Origin of the sequence: Bradyrhizobium sp. AZCC 2289 (assembly GCF_036924615.1) — a bacterium.
GTDB lineage: Bacteria > Pseudomonadota > Alphaproteobacteria > Rhizobiales > Xanthobacteraceae > Bradyrhizobium.
Genome location: NZ_JAZHRY010000001.1, coordinates 6,874,835 through 6,891,940 on the forward strand (window position 1 = coordinate 6,874,835; position 17,106 = coordinate 6,891,940).

Annotated in this window: 16 protein-coding genes; 13 read left to right on the plus strand and 3 right to left on the minus strand. The window is 58.5% G+C overall.

The features are described from left to right. Nucleotides 1-92: 92 nt before the first annotated feature. The 6 genes from V1289_RS32680 (at nt 93) to V1289_RS32705 (ending at nt 5,829) form a co-directional block, all read left to right on the plus strand. On the plus strand, nt 93-1,067 hold the full coding sequence (locus tag V1289_RS32680) for a DUF4331 family protein (RefSeq protein ID WP_334402191.1): 975 nt from the start codon (nt 93-95) through the stop codon (nt 1,065-1,067). 292 nt (nt 1,068-1,359) lie between these two features. Beyond that, nucleotides 1,360-2,247, plus strand: a complete 888-nt coding sequence (locus tag V1289_RS32685) for a LysR family transcriptional regulator (protein WP_334402193.1) — start codon at nt 1,360-1,362, stop codon at nt 2,245-2,247. A gap of 394 nt (nt 2,248-2,641) precedes the next feature. Next, nucleotides 2,642-4,066, plus strand: coding sequence for an MmgE/PrpD family protein (locus V1289_RS32690; RefSeq protein ID WP_334402195.1), 1,425 nt, complete (start codon nt 2,642-2,644; stop codon nt 4,064-4,066). 34 nt (nt 4,067-4,100) lie between these two features. Next, complete coding sequence (locus V1289_RS32695; RefSeq protein ID WP_334402197.1) at nt 4,101-4,325, plus strand: tautomerase family protein; 225 nt, start codon at nt 4,101-4,103, stop codon at nt 4,323-4,325. Between the two features lie 16 nt (nt 4,326-4,341). Next, nucleotides 4,342-4,554, plus strand: a complete 213-nt coding sequence (locus V1289_RS32700; RefSeq protein ID WP_334402199.1) for a tautomerase family protein — start codon at nt 4,342-4,344, stop codon at nt 4,552-4,554. Nucleotides 4,555-4,779: 225 nt separating this feature from the next. After that, nucleotides 4,780-5,829, plus strand: coding sequence for an enolase C-terminal domain-like protein (locus V1289_RS32705; RefSeq protein WP_334407771.1), 1,050 nt, complete (start codon nt 4,780-4,782; stop codon nt 5,827-5,829). 13 nt (nt 5,830-5,842) lie between these two features. Here the strand turns inward: V1289_RS32705 and V1289_RS32710 are convergent, their stop codons facing one another. Next, on the minus strand, nt 5,843-6,256 hold the full coding sequence (locus V1289_RS32710) for a tautomerase family protein (RefSeq protein WP_334402201.1): 414 nt from the start codon (nt 6,254-6,256) through the stop codon (nt 5,843-5,845). Nucleotides 6,257-6,323: 67 nt separating this feature from the next. Further along, nucleotides 6,324-7,823 carry a CoA-acylating methylmalonate-semialdehyde dehydrogenase gene (locus tag V1289_RS32715; protein WP_334402204.1) on the minus strand — a complete coding sequence of 500 codons (1,500 nt, stop codon included), beginning with the start codon at nt 7,821-7,823 and terminating at the stop codon, nt 6,324-6,326. A 340-nt stretch (nt 7,824-8,163) separates the two neighbouring features. Here V1289_RS32715 and V1289_RS32720 point away from each other — a divergent pair, with 340 nt between their 5' ends. The 3 genes from V1289_RS32720 to V1289_RS32730 all read left to right on the plus strand — a co-directional run bounded on the left by V1289_RS32720 (nt 8,164) and on the right by V1289_RS32730 (nt 10,994). Then, the gene (locus V1289_RS32720; RefSeq protein WP_334402205.1) at nt 8,164-8,793 is read left to right on the plus strand and encodes a glutathione S-transferase family protein; all 630 of its coding nucleotides are present in this window, start codon (nt 8,164-8,166) and stop codon (nt 8,791-8,793) included. A 167-nt stretch (nt 8,794-8,960) separates the two neighbouring features. Next, a complete protein-coding gene (locus V1289_RS32725; protein ID WP_334402207.1) occupies nt 8,961-9,701 on the plus strand; it encodes an alpha/beta fold hydrolase in 741 nt (246 codons plus the stop codon). A 216-nt stretch (nt 9,702-9,917) separates the two neighbouring features. Further along, complete coding sequence (locus tag V1289_RS32730) at nt 9,918-10,994, plus strand: mandelate racemase/muconate lactonizing enzyme family protein (protein WP_334402209.1); 1,077 nt, start codon at nt 9,918-9,920, stop codon at nt 10,992-10,994. A 14-nt stretch (nt 10,995-11,008) separates the two neighbouring features. Here the strand turns inward: V1289_RS32730 and V1289_RS32735 are convergent, their stop codons facing one another. Continuing rightward, nucleotides 11,009-12,337: an adenylate/guanylate cyclase domain-containing protein gene (locus V1289_RS32735; protein ID WP_334402212.1), complete on the minus strand. Its 1,329-nt coding sequence runs from the start codon at nt 12,335-12,337 to the stop codon at nt 11,009-11,011. Between the two features lie 447 nt (nt 12,338-12,784). Between V1289_RS32735 and V1289_RS32740 the strand changes: the two genes are divergently transcribed. From V1289_RS32740 to V1289_RS32755, 4 genes are all read left to right on the plus strand, one after another. Further along, nucleotides 12,785-13,669, plus strand: coding sequence for a LysR family transcriptional regulator (locus tag V1289_RS32740; protein ID WP_334402214.1), 885 nt, complete (start codon nt 12,785-12,787; stop codon nt 13,667-13,669). A gap of 174 nt (nt 13,670-13,843) precedes the next feature. Then, on the plus strand, nt 13,844-14,554 hold the full coding sequence (locus V1289_RS32745) for an SDR family NAD(P)-dependent oxidoreductase (protein ID WP_334402216.1): 711 nt from the start codon (nt 13,844-13,846) through the stop codon (nt 14,552-14,554). A gap of 387 nt (nt 14,555-14,941) precedes the next feature. Then, nucleotides 14,942-16,201, plus strand: coding sequence for a CaiB/BaiF CoA transferase family protein (locus tag V1289_RS32750; RefSeq protein WP_334402218.1), 1,260 nt, complete (start codon nt 14,942-14,944; stop codon nt 16,199-16,201). 113 nt (nt 16,202-16,314) lie between these two features. Then, on the plus strand, nt 16,315-17,082 hold the full coding sequence (locus tag V1289_RS32755; protein ID WP_334407772.1) for an enoyl-CoA hydratase: 768 nt from the start codon (nt 16,315-16,317) through the stop codon (nt 17,080-17,082). Nucleotides 17,083-17,106 lie beyond the last annotated feature (24 nt).

Below are 17,106 nucleotides of genomic sequence, written 5' to 3' on the forward strand. Positions count from 1 at the left end.
TGACGCCGCCTCCTAGATGAGGCCGCGGAGGCCTGCCGCGGGAACCGGCCGCTTTCATGCGCCGGCGGGCAGGACCGAGGAGTAAATGATCCATGTCGCACCATTATTCTGGTCCCGATTTCGGTTTCCCGCACGGAGATGCGCGCTTGGACCTTACGGACTTGTATGCCTTCTCGAAGCCAGGCGAGGCGGACAAGTCGATCCTCATCATGAACGTCCATCCGTCCGCCGTCGTGAACCCGCTGGGGCCCACCACGCGCGAGCCGTTCGCGCCCGAGGCGTTGTACGAACTCAAGATCGATACGAACGGCGATGCCGTCGCCGACATCGCGTATCGGGTGCGCTTCTCGTCCTCCGCGGAGGGATCGCAAACCGCGACCGTGCGTCGCGTCGAGGGTGCGCAGGCCGCCGAAACGGGTGACAGTGGACAGGTCATATTCGAAGCAGCACCTGTGTCGATGGGTCGGGACGCGCGCGTGACGGAGGCCGGCCGATACCGGTTCTTCGCGGGTTGGCGCAGCGATCCCTTCTTCTTCGACACCCGGGGGGCGTTGAACGATCTGCAGTTCACCGGCGACGATTTCTTTATCGACAAAGACGTGTGCAGCATAGTGCTGGAACTGCCCAACTCTGCCCTTGGACCCAAACGAGTCGGCCTTTGGGCGCGCACGCTGGACGGCGCGGGCGGAGTTTGGATCCAGGCAGACCGGGGTGCGTTACCTGCGCAAGCGGTCTTTCTTGTCGGCTCCGAGCGCGATAGCTACCACGCGGGCGAGCCGGCAGACGATGCCCGTTTCATCGGCGTCTTCGCGCATGCGCTGGAGCACACCGGTGGCTATTCGCCGGAGGAAGCAAGGCGGGTGGCGGGATCACTGCTGCCGGACGTGCTGTCCTACGACCCGACGTGTCCCCCGTCGTTTCCGAGCAATGGCCGTACGCTCACCGAGGATGCCGCCGACGTCTTCCTGGCAGTCCTCACAAACGGGAAGGTGATCGGGGACAAGGTTGGGCCCCACATCGATCTGCTTAGCGAGTTTCCTTATTTGGGGCCGCCCCACAATGGGTGATGGCGACAACTTACCAACTAATGACATCGCTTCATTGGCCAATTTCCTCTGTTGATGGCCGAAAGCCAGATTTCTCGGTTCTAGGACACCACTGACCATCGCGCCGATATCTTCCTTGGCGATAAGGGTATTATTTCTGGAGATACCTTGTCATCGCCTACTCCGCTCGCCGCTCAAAAATTGGAGAGAAGTGGCTGGGATTCTGTCTTGTAAAACGAACAGGTTGGATCATGATATCACCCGTTCAAGCGCGTGAATGCCGAACCCCTCACTTTTGAAGATAGGGCATGTTATGGACGCAACCGATCTGAAAGTCTTTGAGGCAGTTGCTCGGCACGGCAGCATGAACCGGGCGGCGGCTGAGCTGAACACTGTGCAATCAAATGTCACTGCGCGAGTGAGGGCGTTGGAGCTCGAGCTTGGTGTTCTTCTATTCCAGCGGCATGCACGCGGCGTGAAGGTCACGCCTGCTGGGCGGCGGATGCTCCCCTTTTCGGCACGCATAGCCAGGCTGCTGAGCGACGCCAAGGCCGCTGCAAGGGATGACGGCGTTCCGGGCGGTGTGCTGGAAATCGGCACCCTGGAAACGACGGCTGCGCTTCGGCTCCCATCAGTACTCGCAAGCTTTACAAAAGCCTACCCGAAGGTCCGTCCCGTGGTCACGACGGGAACGACCTGTAGTCTCATCGAGGATGTTGTCGAATGCAGACTTGAGGGCGCGTTTGTAGCGGGGCCGGTCGACCACCAAGATTTGCAACAGGAGAGCGTCTTTCGCGAGGAGCTTGTTCTGGTAACTCCTCGCTCAATTCGCGGCATTGAAGATCTTTCCTCGATAACCGAACTGAAAACGATCGTTTTCCGCATCGGTTGCTCATATCGAATAAGGCTGGAAAATCTGTTGAGCAAAGCGGGAATACTCGTTGCACAGCCTCTGGAATTCGGCTCAATCGACGCGATTCTGGGCTGTGTGGCCGCCGGTGTCGGGATCACGCTGTTGCCCAAGGGCATAGTCGCAGCGGCCTGGCAGGACGGCCAGGTCGCGGTGCATGAACTGGCGCCCGAGTTTGCTGAAGTGCAGACCGTGTTCATTCGGCGCACGGACTCTTACGTGTCCAGTGCGCTCTCGGCCTTCCTTCAGATTGTACGACCGGACGCGGAATTGCATATAGCCGCCGAATAGCCTTCTCCGCCGGTACGCGGAGCAAGCGGGTTGGTTCTCCGAACGATTTCCTGTGCCGCTCGCTCGCCAGGCCCAACCTCATTCCGTTTCAGCAGACGCAAACGCTCGCGCTTTGGTGTGCCGATCTGGGTCGCAGCCCTGCTTGAGTGGCAACGATATTTGATCGGTCAATCGCCAGAATCGATGGCGTCGGCTCAGGGTGACTACACTCCGCCCGATTTCGTCACGTGATGTTGGCTCACTCCTCAAGCGATTTCTAAAGTAGCTCGAGCAATCTGCGGCACAGATTGCCCTCTCGAATCTATTCGCTTGATGATCACAATTGACGGAGGCACGCTTCTCCCGCACGACGAAAACCAGATCGATCGAATTGGATTCGGCCAAGGACGCTCACATGCTGATGAAAAGTTCAACATCCCTTTCTACGGTGAATGCGATCGCGAGCTTTGCCGACCGGGCTGTTTCAACATCGCTGAAGCCTGACGCGCGCAAGCTCTACAAACGAAATATTCTGGACAGCTTGGGCTGCGCGATCTCTGCGCTTCCGGGGGCGCCGTTCGCAGCGCTGCGAGAACAGTTTGCTGAGTATCGTTCCGGCGGATCGTGCACGTTGATTGGCGGCGGTAAGACGGCGCCGGATCAGGCGGCGCTGTTCAATTCCGGGCTGGTCAGGTATGTCGACCTGCTCGACAGCTACATGTCGCCGGGCGGACTGTGCCATCCTAGTGACAATTTTGGCGCCATCCTGGCTGCCGCGGAACACGCAAAGGTGTCGGGCGAAGACTTCATGCTTGCCCTTGCGGTCGCCTATGAGATCCAGTGCCGATTCACCGCCGTCGTGCCAGTGATGGCCAAGGGATTCAACCACGCCATTCAGCTCGCAATCTCCGCGGCAGCGGGAGCAGGAAAGCTGTTCGGACTGACCGACGAGCAGATCGCGCATGCGATCTCGATCGCAACTGTCGACAACATTTCCCTCACCTGCGTCCACGTTGAACCGGTATCGCAGTGGAAGGGCTTTTCACCGGGAATGACGGGTATGCGGGCCGTCTACTCCGCATCGCTCGCCAAGCGGGGCTTCACGGGTCCGTCCGGGCTCTTTGAGGGTCCAAACGGCTTGCTGCGGATGTTTGACCAGAAGATCGACGTTGACTGGTCAAACGACTCTCTTGAGATCATCAAGAGTACGATCATGAAGAAGTTCTGCTCGCTCATTCATGGTCAGCCGGTTCTGGAGGCTGTACTCAAGCTGAAGCGCGACAATGATTTGGTGGCCGAAGACATCGAGGGCGTCCGCTGCGACATCTTCCAATCGGGATTTGATATCGCGGGTGGAGGCGCATTCGGCCTGAAGGATAGACCGCAAACAAAGGAACAAGCGGATTACAATCTGAAGTACCTGATTGCAGCAGCGCTTCTGGATGACGAGGTAGGACCGGCCCAGCTTGAGCAGTCGCGTGTCCAGGCCGCCGATGCTCAAGCCTTGCTAAGCAGGGTGGAGATTCGTCCGGACGATGCCTTCACTGCGAAATATCCGCACGAACTGGGCACGCGTGTCGCCATCAAGACCAGGGATGGCCGCACGTTCGATCGTGAACAGGTCGGATACGAAGGCGGTCTCGGTAATCCATTATCGTGGGAACGCGCGGTCGAGAAGTTCAACTGGCTCAGCGAACCGTTTGCGGATGCGGAGCTACGCCACAACATCGTCGAAGCGGTCGTGAAAATCGACGAGCGACCCATCGCCGACTTGATGGGTCTTCTTGGCAAAGTCGACCCCGCGGCCGTCTATCCGGCATTTCATCCCGGAATTCAATAGTCATTCCCGTCAACTGAGGAGGATCTCGATGTCAATGATTTCGTGCGACATGCGGTACGGCCGCTCGGACGAGCAGAAGCGCGCGCTTTCAGCCGGACTGCTGCGCGTCGTCAGCGAGGCGACCGGCGAAACCACCGACAACGTATTTTTCGTCATCAGAGAGGGACGGGGCATCAACTTCGTGGAACACGGGCAGCATTTGCCTGAATTCGTCGAAGGCAATGCCAATGATAAAGATCTGATCGCCCGTTTGAAATGACAAATCGGAGGTAACCATGCCCTATATTGAATGTCATATCGCCGCCGGCCTTACCAAGGCCCGCAAGACGCAGCTGATCCGTGACATCGTTAAAGTCACTCACGACTCCATCGGGTCCGATCCGAAGATCATCAATGTTCTTCTGTTTGAGCATCCGGCTGACAACATGAGTATTTCCGGACGAATTCACGGCGAAGAGGCCCCGAAGCAGGTCGTCGAGAAGGCGTGAAGCCTGAGCTTGGGCATTCAATGGCGCTCGGTCCGGGCAGCCTGAGCCCGATAGGCTGCAGATGGAATCGAGCTATGATGCGATGTGCAGTGCGAGCGGCTTCGGTGGCGTTGTGTTACGACACCCTCAGTGGCCGCGTTTTCTGAAGAGTGTTGAATGATCAAGATGGCTGACGGCTTGAGTGCAGGAGCGCAGCGAGTTCGCTCGGTGAGGACCCGCGGCATGATGGTCCCGCTGAAGTTTACGCTCGGGACGAGTGCGGCGATCGTCAAGGCCGTGCCGCTGCTGGTGGTTGATTTGCTCAACGAAGACGGCGTAACGGGAAGGGCATATGCGTTTTGCTACCGGCCTTCGGGGGCGGTTGCGATATCGTCGCATCTCTCCGAGGCGGTCGATCTTCTGAAAGGCAGGGATTGCACGCCGTTTGATGCGATGCAGACCCTTTCGCGTCAGTTTGCCCTGCTTGGGGTGACTGGCGCCGTGCGGATGGCGCTTTCGCTGTTGGACATGGCGATGTGGGACGCGATGGCGCAGGTGCAGCGGGTTCCTCTGTCTTCGCTGCTCGGGTCCAGCCCGAAGCCGCTCCGCGCCTATGACAGTCGCGGGCTCGGGCTGATGGAACCGGATCGCCTTGCGGAAGAGGCCAAAACTCTTCTGCAGAGCGGGCTCCGGGCCGTCAAGCTCCGGCTCGGATATCCCTCTCTCTTCGAGGATCTGGCCGCTTTGCGGGCAGTTCGCAGGAGCATTTCCGGCGATGATGTTGCGATCATGGTGGACTACAATCAGGCCCTGACGAGCGCGGAGGCCATTCTTCGCGGAAGGGAGCTGGAAAGGGAGGGAATCTATTGGCTCGAGGAGCCGATGGCTCATGATGATTATGTCGCAAGCGCGGAAATAGCACGCGAACTGAGGGTCCCCATCCAGATCGGCGAGAACTTCAACGGTCCGGAAGGTTTGCTGCGTGCCGTTAATGCCCGGGCCAGTGATTACGTTATGGTCGATGTAGCGCGGATAGGTGGCGTAACCGGTTGGCTACATGCGGCTGGCATAGCCGCAGCCCACGGCGTCGAGATGTCGTCGCATCTGATGCCCGAGATCAGCGCGCACCTCCTTTGCGCGACGCCCACCGCCCATTGGCTTGAGTACGTCGACTGGGCAGACGCAATCGTCCAGGAGCCTCTGATCATTTGCGACGGAAAGGTTCTCACTTCCGAAAGGATCGGTAGCGGGATTGAGTGGGACGAAGCCAAGCTGAAGCGGCTTGAGACGATCTAGGTTTCGATGGGAACTATTCAGCCGCAATCGGCGATTGCTGGAGTTCTCCCGTGAGGAACTGAGCGCGTCCGAGCCCAAATGACCAATCCTCGTCGGTGTTCGTTACGAACGTCACGACAACGTCGCTTGGAGCTATGCCGCATGCGGCCTCCAGCTTCTCCACCAACGACCTATAGAACGCTTGCTTCATGGCCCGATTGCGAGGCCGGGTGGTGACTTGAAGGACCATCATGTTCGGAGTTCGTTCGATACCGAGACCGGTATCCTCGATGATCATTCTAGATGGCGCATGCTCTCTGACGATTTGATAGCGGTCGCGCTCGGGTACCTTGAAGGCGTTGACCATCACTTCGTGGGTGACGTCCAATATCTTTTTGATCTGGTTTTCCGAACGACCCGTGATTAGATCGAAGCACAAGAGTGGCATGATAATTCTCCATGTGATTGAGGGACGCGACCTGCTGCGTGAGCGCGCAGCGGGCCCGTCGCCGCGATCAAGACATCGTGGGCATTACGAATTCAGCGCCAGCTCGAATGCCGGTTGGCCAGCGGCTCGTGATCGTTTTCAATCTTGTATAGAAGCGAACGCCTTCCGGGCCGTGCATGTAGTGGTCGCCGAAGATCGACGCTTTCCATCCGCCGAAGGAATGGAATGCCATCGGCACAGGGATCGGGACGTTGATTCCAACCATACCGATCTTGATCTGGTGCGCAAATTCCCGAGCTGCATCGCCATCACGCGTGAAGATCGATGTGCCGTTGCCGAATTCGTGCTCGTTGATCATCCGTGCGGCGGTGTCGTAGTCGGGAGCACGGACGACGGACAGGACCGGCCCAAAGATCTCTTCCTTGTAGATCTTCATATTCGGCGTGACATGATCAAACAGGGATCCGCCGATGAAGTAGCCGTCCTGGTAGCCCTGCATTGTGAAGCCACGACCGTCCACGAGCAATTTTGCACCCTCCGCGACACCTGCGTCGATGTAACCGCGGACCTTGTCCAGATGCTGCTTGGTGACGAGAGGGCCCATTTCCGCTTCCGGATCGGTGCCGGGTCCGATTTTGAGGCTACGAATCTTCGGCGCCAACGCGGAGATTAACCTGTTGGCAGTCGTTTCGCCCACCGGGACCGCGACGGAAATCGCCATGCAACGTTCGCCGGCGGAACCATAAGCGGCGCCCATCAGCGCGTCGACGGCCTGGTCCATGTCGGCATCGGGCATGATGATCATGTGGTTCTTGGCGCCGCCCAGCGCCTGGCAACGCTTTCCTGTCGTCGCGGCCGTTTCATAGATGTACCGCGCGATCGGCGTCGATCCCACGAAGCTGATCGCCGAGATGTCGGGGTGATGCAGCAGCGCGTCAACGGTTTCCTTATCGCCATGGACCACGCTGAATACGCCATCGGGAAGACCCGCTTCCTTGAGCCATTCCGCGACTAGCAGTGACGCCGAAGGATCCCGTTCGGAGGGCTTCAGGATAAAGGCGTTTCCACAGGCAAGCGCGACAGGAAACATCCACATCGGCACCATCGCAGGGAAATTGAACGGAGTAATGCCGGCGACCACGCCGAGGGGCTGACGCATGGAGTAGCTGTCCACGCGCGTGCCGACGTTCTCGGTCAACTCACCCTTTAACAGCTGCGGAGCGGCGGTCGCGAATTCCACGACCTCCATACCGCGCTGAATTTCACCGACGGCATCCGAATGGACCTTGCCGTGCTCGGCGACAATGACATCAGCGAGTTCGTCGATACGTTCCTCGAGAATTCTGAGGAAGCGGTTGAGTATCCTGGCTCGCCGCAATGGGGTCGTCGCCGCCCATCCCGGCGCAGCCTTTGTTGCCGCAGCGACGGCATCCGCGACATCCGCGGCGTTCGCGATCGGCAATAGTCCCGTCTGCTCGCCTGTCGCGGGATTGAAGACGGACGACGTCCGCCCACTGCGACCAGAGATTTGCTTGCCATTGATGTAATGCTTGACTTGCGTGACCACGACGACCTCCAAGTTGTTTCCACAAGCTCGATATGAAGCGTTGAAACCTGCATATCAACGAGAACTATCGCGGAATTGTTGTGCGCAAATTGAAGTCGATGAGTCGGGATCGCATCTGCATATTCCTGACGGTCTTCACCGGCATCCGCTTGGATCGTCAGAACGAGGACGCCAATCGCGTAGTGAGGTTCATTCAATGTTTCGCATGAAGGAATACTGATTGCCGTACGACGGGCATTTTCAGACCATCCAGAAGGTCTAACTAACTCGGAAAGGTGAGCCTCTTGCCGGGGCGAGGCAATCTCAGTGTTCGCGCGAAATCCAAGCAGAAGGGAATAAAATGACTGGGATCGTTCTCTACGGTTTCGACGGCAGTACGTATGTCCGGACCATCCGGATGTTGCTCGCCGAGAAGGGCGCGCGCTACGAACAGGTGCCGGTGAACGTGCTCAAGGGCGAGCCCCGCCAGCCCGAGCATTTGGCCCGCAATCCGTTCGGCAAAGTACCAGTGCTCGACCACGATGGGGTCCGCCTCATCGAAACCGGCGCAATCGCGCCATATCTGGATGAGGTGCTGCCGGGCCCGTCGTTCACCCCGGATAATTCAAAGGACCGAGCGCGTATGCGCATGGCGATGGGCATCGTTGAATCCTATGGTTATAGCGCCCTGATCGCTGTCGCTGCATATCACTTGTTCCCCGGCGCCGACGGACCAAATGAAGAAAAGAGAAAGAATGGGATCGTTAACAGCCGTCTTGTGCTGCAGGAGCTAATGAAACTTCGTGGCGGCAGTGCCTTTATCGCGGGCGAGCGGCCCTCGCTTGGTGATTTCTATCTCGCCCCGCTCTGCTTCCTCGTTTCGCTTACCCCGGACGCCAACGAAGTCTTCGCGGTGGATGGGTTCGCCGGGTGGTGGGAGCAGATACAGGCAATGCAAAGCTACCAAGCGACGACACCCCAGTTTGCATGAGATCTGATGCCTGCTGCCGCGGAGCTGCGAACCAGCCAAGCCGGCCACAGAGGTTGCGGCGGATTTCGCGCACACCGCAGCCGAGCCTCCTACTAGCGCGTCCCGGTTCAGCCCCAAGCTTGGAGTCAATCATGCCCACACTACGAAAGAACGTTGCCATAGCCCTCATGATCACCATGGGAGCCGCGGTGGCTCACGCCGAGACGAAGCCGGCCGCAAAGGACATTGTCATTGTCCATGGCGCGCTGACGGACGGCTCAGGCTGGCGTGCCGTCTACGACATCCTAACCAAAGACGGCTTCCACGTGACTATCGTCCAGGAGCCGCTCACCAGCCTCGCCGAGGACGTCGACGCCACCAAACGCGTTATCGATCAGCAGACCGGGCCGGTCGTGCTGGTCGGCCACAGCTATGGCGGATCGGTGATCACCGAAGCGGGCGCCGATCCTAAAGTCAGCGCCCTCGTCTATGTAGCCGCCCTGCAGCCCGATAAGGGGGAGGCGAGCGGTCAGGTCATGTCGAAGTTCGCCGCGCCGAACGATGCCATGCGGGTGGCCACCAATCGGGCCACGCCGGACAAGAAGTATTTCTACATCCCGCCGTCGAAGTTCCGGGAAACCTATGCCGCGGACGTACCGGAGGCGCAAGCTCAGTTCATGGCGGACTCGGAGCAGCAGCTTGCCCAGAAGGCCATGGCTGCCCCCCTCTCTGTGGCGGCTTGGCACAGCAAGCCCAGCTACGCGATCCTGACCACCCAGGATCGCGTAATAGCCCCCGAGCTTCAGCGCTGGATGTATCAGCGTTCGAACGCCAAGGTCACCGAAGTGCCCGCAAGCCACGCGGTTTTTGTCTCTCAGCCGGCCGCGGTAGCTCAGGTGATTGAGGATGCCGCAAAACAGGCGAATTGAGCGGTAGTCATTTCGATTAAGATCAGTCCGCGTTGGGGTACGCCCCATCGCGGAGTCTCCAGGTACGCACTTTGATTCTTAGATCGGAGCAATTGCGTATTGCACAGCCCATTGACCTCGCTGCTTGACACGCTACCCTGAACTTCGCCGGAGTTCGCCCGACACGACACTCCAACCACTTCCGCGACGGCACCCCAGCATCCAGCGAGGAAGTCTATGAAGATCACGCGCCTGCGCACCCGTGTCGCCCACTTGCCTGTCGCAAAGCCCTTTTCAACGGGAAGGTACGACGTGCGGTCTATCGACTGTGTGTGCGTATTTCTGGAGACGGACGCAGGTCTCGTCGGCGAGGGGATGTGCTATGTGACGAACGGGCGTCGATTAAAGGTGCTGCGAGAGATGGTCGCGAGCCTCGAACATCTTGTCGTCGGTCTCCAGCTTGGCCAGAGCGGCAGCTTTGTTCTCAACGCATTTAACGACGTTCGCGCCTTTGGGCGGCAAGGGGTCTCGGCTCTGGCGATTTCTGCCGTCGAGGAGGCGCTTTGGGACCTGCGGGGCAAGCAATTTGGCGTCAATGTTGCGCATGTCCTTGGCGCCTGTCGAATCACCGTGCCCAGCTACGTGAACTCAATGTGGCTATCGGCTACGATCGACGATCTTCACAAGGAAGCAGAAGGCCTCCTAGAACAGGGCTTTCGCGCAATCAAGATGCACGTTGGATTGCCGGATCCCAACAAGGACGTGGAGCGCGTCAGGGCGGTTCGAGAGATGTTGGGTCCCGATGTCGTACTGCTGGTTGATGCAGCGCAATTGATTGCGTCGCCTAAAGCCTCTATCCGGCTCGCGCGCCGGATCGAGGAGTTCGATATCGGCTGGTACGAAGAGCCCGTTATAGGGAGCAATCCGCAGTCAGAAGCCAAGGTTGTCGCCGCAATCGATATCCCTGTTGCCACTGGTGAGTACACGTATAACCACCAGGGAATCTTTGAGCTGCTGCAGCTCAAAGCTGCTGACATTCTGATGCCCGATCTGCAAAGAATGGGGGGACCTCCAGAGTTCATGAAGGCCGCAGCGCTCTGCGAGGCATTCGATATCCCTGTGTCGTCCCACGTCTTTCCGCAAATGAGCCTCGCGCTCATGGCGTGCGTGCCTAACGCGAGCTATCATGAATATGTCAGTTGGTTTGACACGCTCTACCAGGAGCCCCTGATGAGAGACGAAACAGGCGCCAGCATCGTCTCCAGCCGGCCGGGTTGGGGCTTCACTATCGACCCGTCCGTATTGACGGACTGACGTTCCAAGCGCCCTCATTGCGCACTGGCTGCAAACAAATCCCATCGACCGGGGAGGCCTTTGAGCTCATATGCTCCCCGTTCGTCGAACTTCAGTCCTGCTCCCGCTACGAGATCCGAGACTACGCGCGATACGAGGATTTCCTCGGGCCCGGAATTTGCCATTACGCGGGCCGCCGCGTGGACTGCGATGCCGCCGATATCGCGGCCCCTGACCTCGATCTCTCCAGTATGCAGACCCGAACGCAGGGGCAAGCCAATTTGCTTGGCTGCGGCCGAAAATGCCAGCGCGCAACGAACGGCGCGACCTGGTCCGTCGAAGGTGGCAAGAATGCCGTCACCGGTGTTCTTGATCAAGTTGCCACGGTGTCTTTCGACCGTCTGACGCGCCAGCTGATCGTGGCTGTCCAGCAACCGACGCCAGTTCTGATCGCCCATTTCGGCAGCGCGACGCGTCGAATCGACGATGTCGGTGAACAGCACGGTGGCCAGGACGCGCTCCAGATCGGCCGATTCAGTCTCGCGATGCCCAGTGATGAACTCTTCGATGTCGCCGAGCAATGCCTCTACGTCGCCTGACCAGAATGCATGATCGATGCCGGGATATTCGATATATTTGGCACCGGGAATTTGCGCAGCAAAGTCGCGTCCCAACTGGACCGGGACCTGTGCGTCGGCTGCACGGTGCAGCACGAGTGTCGGGATATGCACGGTTGGGAGGATATGACCCACGTCGATCTGGAAATTCAATAGCTGGAGGGCCTTCATTGCGCCGGGGCTGGCCGAGAGGCGCTCAAATTTGGCAAACTTCGCAACCGCGTCAGGATCGGTCGCCCTGCTGGCCATCACACCTTTCATCAGGGCCCCGGTCCCCCAATATTTCATCTGCTCCTGAACGATTACCTGCGGGTCAGCGACCGGAAAAAGCTCCGCGTAGCGGACAAACGCTCCGAACAAAGCGAGGTGTGAAACGCGCTCGGGATAAGACGCGGCAAACATTGCGCTCATTGCGCAACCTTCGGAAAATCCGAGCAGGACTGCGCGTTGTGCGCCAACGGCGTCCAGCACGGCTCGAACGTCATCCATGCGCTCTTCGAGAGTGGGGGCGCCAGATATCATGTCCGACAGTCCCTGGCCGCGCTTGTCAAACGTAATGACGCGGGCGAATTTTGAAAGACGTTGCAAGAACGGCGTATACCCAGGCATTTCATGCAAGAACTCGACGTGTGAAACGATTCCGGGGATGGCTATGATGTTGACGGGACCATCTCCCATGGTCTGATAAGCGACGCTTACGTCGCCACTCATCGCATAACGCGTCAGTGGCAATTCTGAATAGTTCATTGGGCCGTCTCTGCTGAGCGTGCTTCTATCGGCTGCATGGTAACACCGTCCAAATTTCTACGCGAGTATTGTTCCTGTCATTCGCGTTGTTGTGAGGCCTGCGCAATCCCCGAGTCGGTGTCCTCTTCCTACGGGATCGGTGGACCAGCTGGCGTTCTGATCGGAGCGAACATCGGCACCGGCCAGTGTGGAACGACTTTGATCACCGTGCTGTTGTGGCGTGTGATTGGTGTAACGTTTATCGGTAGACACTGTTACGCCTATTGGAACAGTCCTCCCGGTTGCTATTATTTGGCTCAATGTTGTCATGCCGCCGAAATCACCGTTTGTCAGCACCGAGCAGCCGGCACCGACCTGTTTGTTTGTTTCCACAAGTCCGGCATGAAATGTTAACGTCTGCACATCAGCGAGAGCTATCGCGGATTTGTTGTGCGGAAATTGAAGTCGATGGATTGGGATCGTATCCGCATATTCCTGGAGATCGCCCGCACCGGCCAAATTCTCGGTGCTGCCAGGCGTTTGGGCGTGAATCATGCGACCGTGGCGCGGCAGCTCACCGCCCTCGAGCAGGAATTGAAAACTCAATTGGTCGAACGGCGTACGACGGGCTGCGTCCTGACAAGTGCAGGCGAGGCCCTCGTTGCTGCAGCCGAGCGGGCTGAATCGGAGTTCCTTCAGGTCGGTGCTCACCTTGGCAGATCGTCGGAGGCAATCTCAGGCACTGTTCGCGTCGGCGCTCCCGATGGGCTGGGGAACTACTTTCTTGCTGGTCAGCTCGGCGCCCTTGCCGCACAACATCCCGACTTGCTCATTCAACTTGTTCCCCTGCCGCGGACATTCTCGCTGTCGAGGCGGGAGGCTGACATTGCGATCACGCTGGATCGTCCAAAGCAGGGTAGGCTCATTGTCAAGAAGCTTACCGACTACACGCTCAGCGTCTATGGCGCTGAAAGCTATCTGAAGCGCCTGGGGCCAATCAAGAAACAGGCCGATCTCGCCGGCCACCTCTTCGTCACGCATGTCGAGGATTTTGTCTACAGCCGGGCGCTCGACTACGCATCGGCGCTCGGAAAGTTCATGAACAAGCACTACGAGTGTGGGAGCGTGGTGGCACAGATGGAGGCGGTGAGGGGTGGCCACGGCATAGGAATACTGCACGACTACGCCGCGCGACGATTTCCGGAGCTTAAGCGGTTGCTACCAGAGATCCGCTTCGTGCGAAACTACTGGCTGGTTTCGCACCCCGACACCCATCATACGCGTCGAGTGTCGGAAGTGCATGCGCATATCGTGACAAGCGTGCGCGCGGCCCGTCGAGAATTCATGAGCTGACTGCAATTCACGCCTTCAGGCGTTGCTCGACCGTGCACTGTTCCGATTTCGGGAACAGAAGCTGCCGGCCAGCGGCCATTCGAAAAACGCGCAAATGGTACTATGAGTAACCCATCAGACGTGGACCGTCCGACGGATGACAATCAGGTCGTCTGCTGATCAATGAGAAACCCGATGGGAACAGAGCAGAAAGTCGCCATCATCACAGGTGCATCGCAGGGCTTCGGCGCAGGGCTTGTGAAGGCGTATCGCGATCGCAACTACCGAGTGATCGCCAATTCCCGGTCCATCAAGCCCAGCAAGGATTCGGACGTCCTGACTATCGCGGGAGACGTTGCCGATCCGAAAACAGCCGACCGCATTGTCGAGGAAGGTTTGGCACGTTTCGGACGCATCGACACTCTCATCAACAATGCAGGAATCTTCATAGCAAAGCCACTGGTTGATTATACCGAGGACGATTACGGTTCGGTCATAGCGATCAATCTCGGAGGCTTCTTCCGGGTTACCAAACGCGTCGCGGTCGAAATGCTAAAGCAGCAGTCGGGTCACATCGTGCAGATTACGACTAGCCTTATCGATCACGCCAACAGCAACGTTCCGTCGGTCCTTGCCTCGATGACTAAAGGTGGGCTGAACGCAGCCACGAAATCCCTGGCGATCGAATACGCAAAAAAGGGAGTTCGGGTTAACGCCGTTGCGCCCGGCGTTATGAAGACGCCGATGCACGCTCCAGAAACACATGATTTCAAGGCGAAGCTGCATCCAGTCGGACGTATGGGAGAAATTCAAGATATCGTCGACGCGATCATGTTTCTGGAAAGCGCTCCCTTTGTCACCGGCGAAATCCTGCATGTCGATGGAGGCCAGAGCGCCGGCCATTGATCAGAATGGAGCTGCGGCTAGAGCCGCTGCACCCTCGATGCCAGTACGTTCGATACCTACCCGAGCCTTCGTCCGTCGATCTAGCGACCGGTTCGAATCGAGCGCCGGTCACCACGAATCTGCTGGTGTCGGCCTAAGCTCCGGGGGTGGGGGCGGATTCAGGTCTTTGGTGTGGACCGGTACTTCACCGACCGAGCTTTCGGGCTGAAATATCGGCCCCCGCTGCTTTGGGCTGAGATGCCATACGGTCGACGACGGCGACCGATTGATCGCTTCTCGCGTCGGATGAAAGCCGGGAAGGGGGTAACGCGAAAGCTAATCGGCCAGAGTTCTAAGTGTTTGTTTGCGTACCAAATGCGCAACGGCCAAGGTCTTGGAGGAGTTATCATGCAGGGCGCGGAGGCTCTAAAAAAGGGACCGCTCGAGGGCATCACGGTGCTCGACTTCTCACGCGTATTGGCCGGACCCTATTGCACCATGGTGCTGGCCGACTTGGGTGCGCGTGTAATCAAGATCGAGAAGCTTGGCAGCGGTGATGACACGCGTGAGTTTGGCCCGTTTGTCGATGGTGAGTCAGCCTATTTCATGTGCTTCAACCGCGGCAAGGAGAGCATCGCGCTCGATATCAAATCGCCGCGCGATAGAGAATTGCTCGAACGGCTCCTTGATCGGGCCGATGTGGTTGTTGAGAACTTTCGTCCTGGTGTTATGGATCGTCTCGGCTATGGCGCCGAGCGGCTGGCCAAAACGCATCCGCATATTGTCTACGCGTCGATTTCGGGATTTGGCCATACCGGGCCATTCAGTGATCTGCCGGGCTACGACATGGTCGTGCAAGCCATGGGAGGCGTGATGAGCTTGACGGGATGGCCGGATGGCCCGCCCTCACGCGTCGGGACCAGTTTTGGCGATCTCGGAGCGGCGCTTTTCGCCACCGTAGGCATCGTCTCTGCCCTCTACAAGCGAGTGCAAAACGCACAGGGAGCGCGCATCGATATTGGCATGCTTGACTGCCAAGCGGCGCTAATGGAGACGGCGCTCGCACGCTATGATGTGGAGGGCAAGATACCTGGTCGCACGGGCGACAGTCACCCCTCATTGGCCCCATTCGAAAGCTTCGCCGCGATGGACGGACGCGTCATCATAGCCGCCGGCAACGATACGCTTTTCATGTTGATGGCGGATGCGCTCGGATCGCCTGAGTTGGCGCTCGATCCCCGTTTCATGAGCAATGACCTGCGTTGCAGCAATCGACCCGCAATGGTCACGGCTATTGAAGCAATTACGAAGCGAGAGCCTGTCGAGTGCTGGATTGCCAAGCTGAACGAGGCCGGCGTTCCTTGCTCTCCGATCAATACAATCGACAGACTATTCGACCATCCGCAACTCAAAGCCCGCAACATGATCGTGAAAGTGAAAGGTGAGGGGCTGCGTCATATCCGTACTGCGGGCAACCCCATCCGCCTTTCCGGGTATCCCGAGAACGATGTTGAAACGCCCGCCGTTTCGCCGGCGCTCAATCAACACCGCGAAGCGATTCTGAACGAACTGATGGCTACTCATGGCGCTTACGCTAACGCGGCGCCGGATGATGTCCTGCTTACCGAAATCGATGCCTCCGGCTCGCTGCCGCGAGCGGCGGAATGATACGGGTATCTCCGAAACGAAGGAAACAGGCGATGAGCAATACGGTCGCAACAATCCGCGAAGACAGCCCGTCCCCTTCAGAGCAGCCGGAGGCCACGCCCGCGAATAACTCGCTGCGGACGATCATCGTCGAGCGCCGCGACCGTGTCGGCCTCATTACCTTGAATCGGCCAAAGAGCTTGAACGCCTTGAACGGCCAACTGGCGATCGAGACGCTGGCGGCTTTGAAGGCGTTCGACGCTGACGATCAGGTCGGGGCGATCGTGATCACGGGCAGTGTGCGCGCCTTCGCCGCCGGCGCAGATGTTGCGGAAATGGCCGAGAAGGCCTTCACCGACTTCTACATGAACGATTTTCTTGGCCCGTGGGACGAAGTCAAATCGATCTCCAAGCCTATCGTAGCGGCAGTCGGCGGGTTTGCTCTTGGCGGTGGGTGCGAGCTCGCGATGCTCTGTGACTTCATTATTGCATCGGAAGACGCGCAGTTCGGCCAACCCGAGGTAAAGCTGGGCATTCTACCCGGTATTGGAGGTTCACAACGGCTGACGCGTGCAATCGGAAAATCGCTTGCCATGGATCTCATCCTTACCGGTCGTACCATCGGTGCTGCGGAGGCGAAGGCCGTCGGTCTCGTTGCGCGCGTCGTATCGAGTACGGACCTTTTGCAGGTTGCGTTGGAAGCTGCGCATACGATCGCCGGCTACAACGCACCAGCCGTGAGGATGGCGAAGGAAGCGGTCAATCGCGCATTCGAGGGACCGCTTTCAGAGGGTTTGCGCCATGAGCGTCTTCTGTTCCAGGCTGCGTTCGCAACCGAAGGGCAGAAGGAGGGTATGAACGCCTTCGTCAACAAACGGGCCCCGATCTTCCGCCATCGCTGAGCTGCTCTGTGTTTCGGGCGGCTA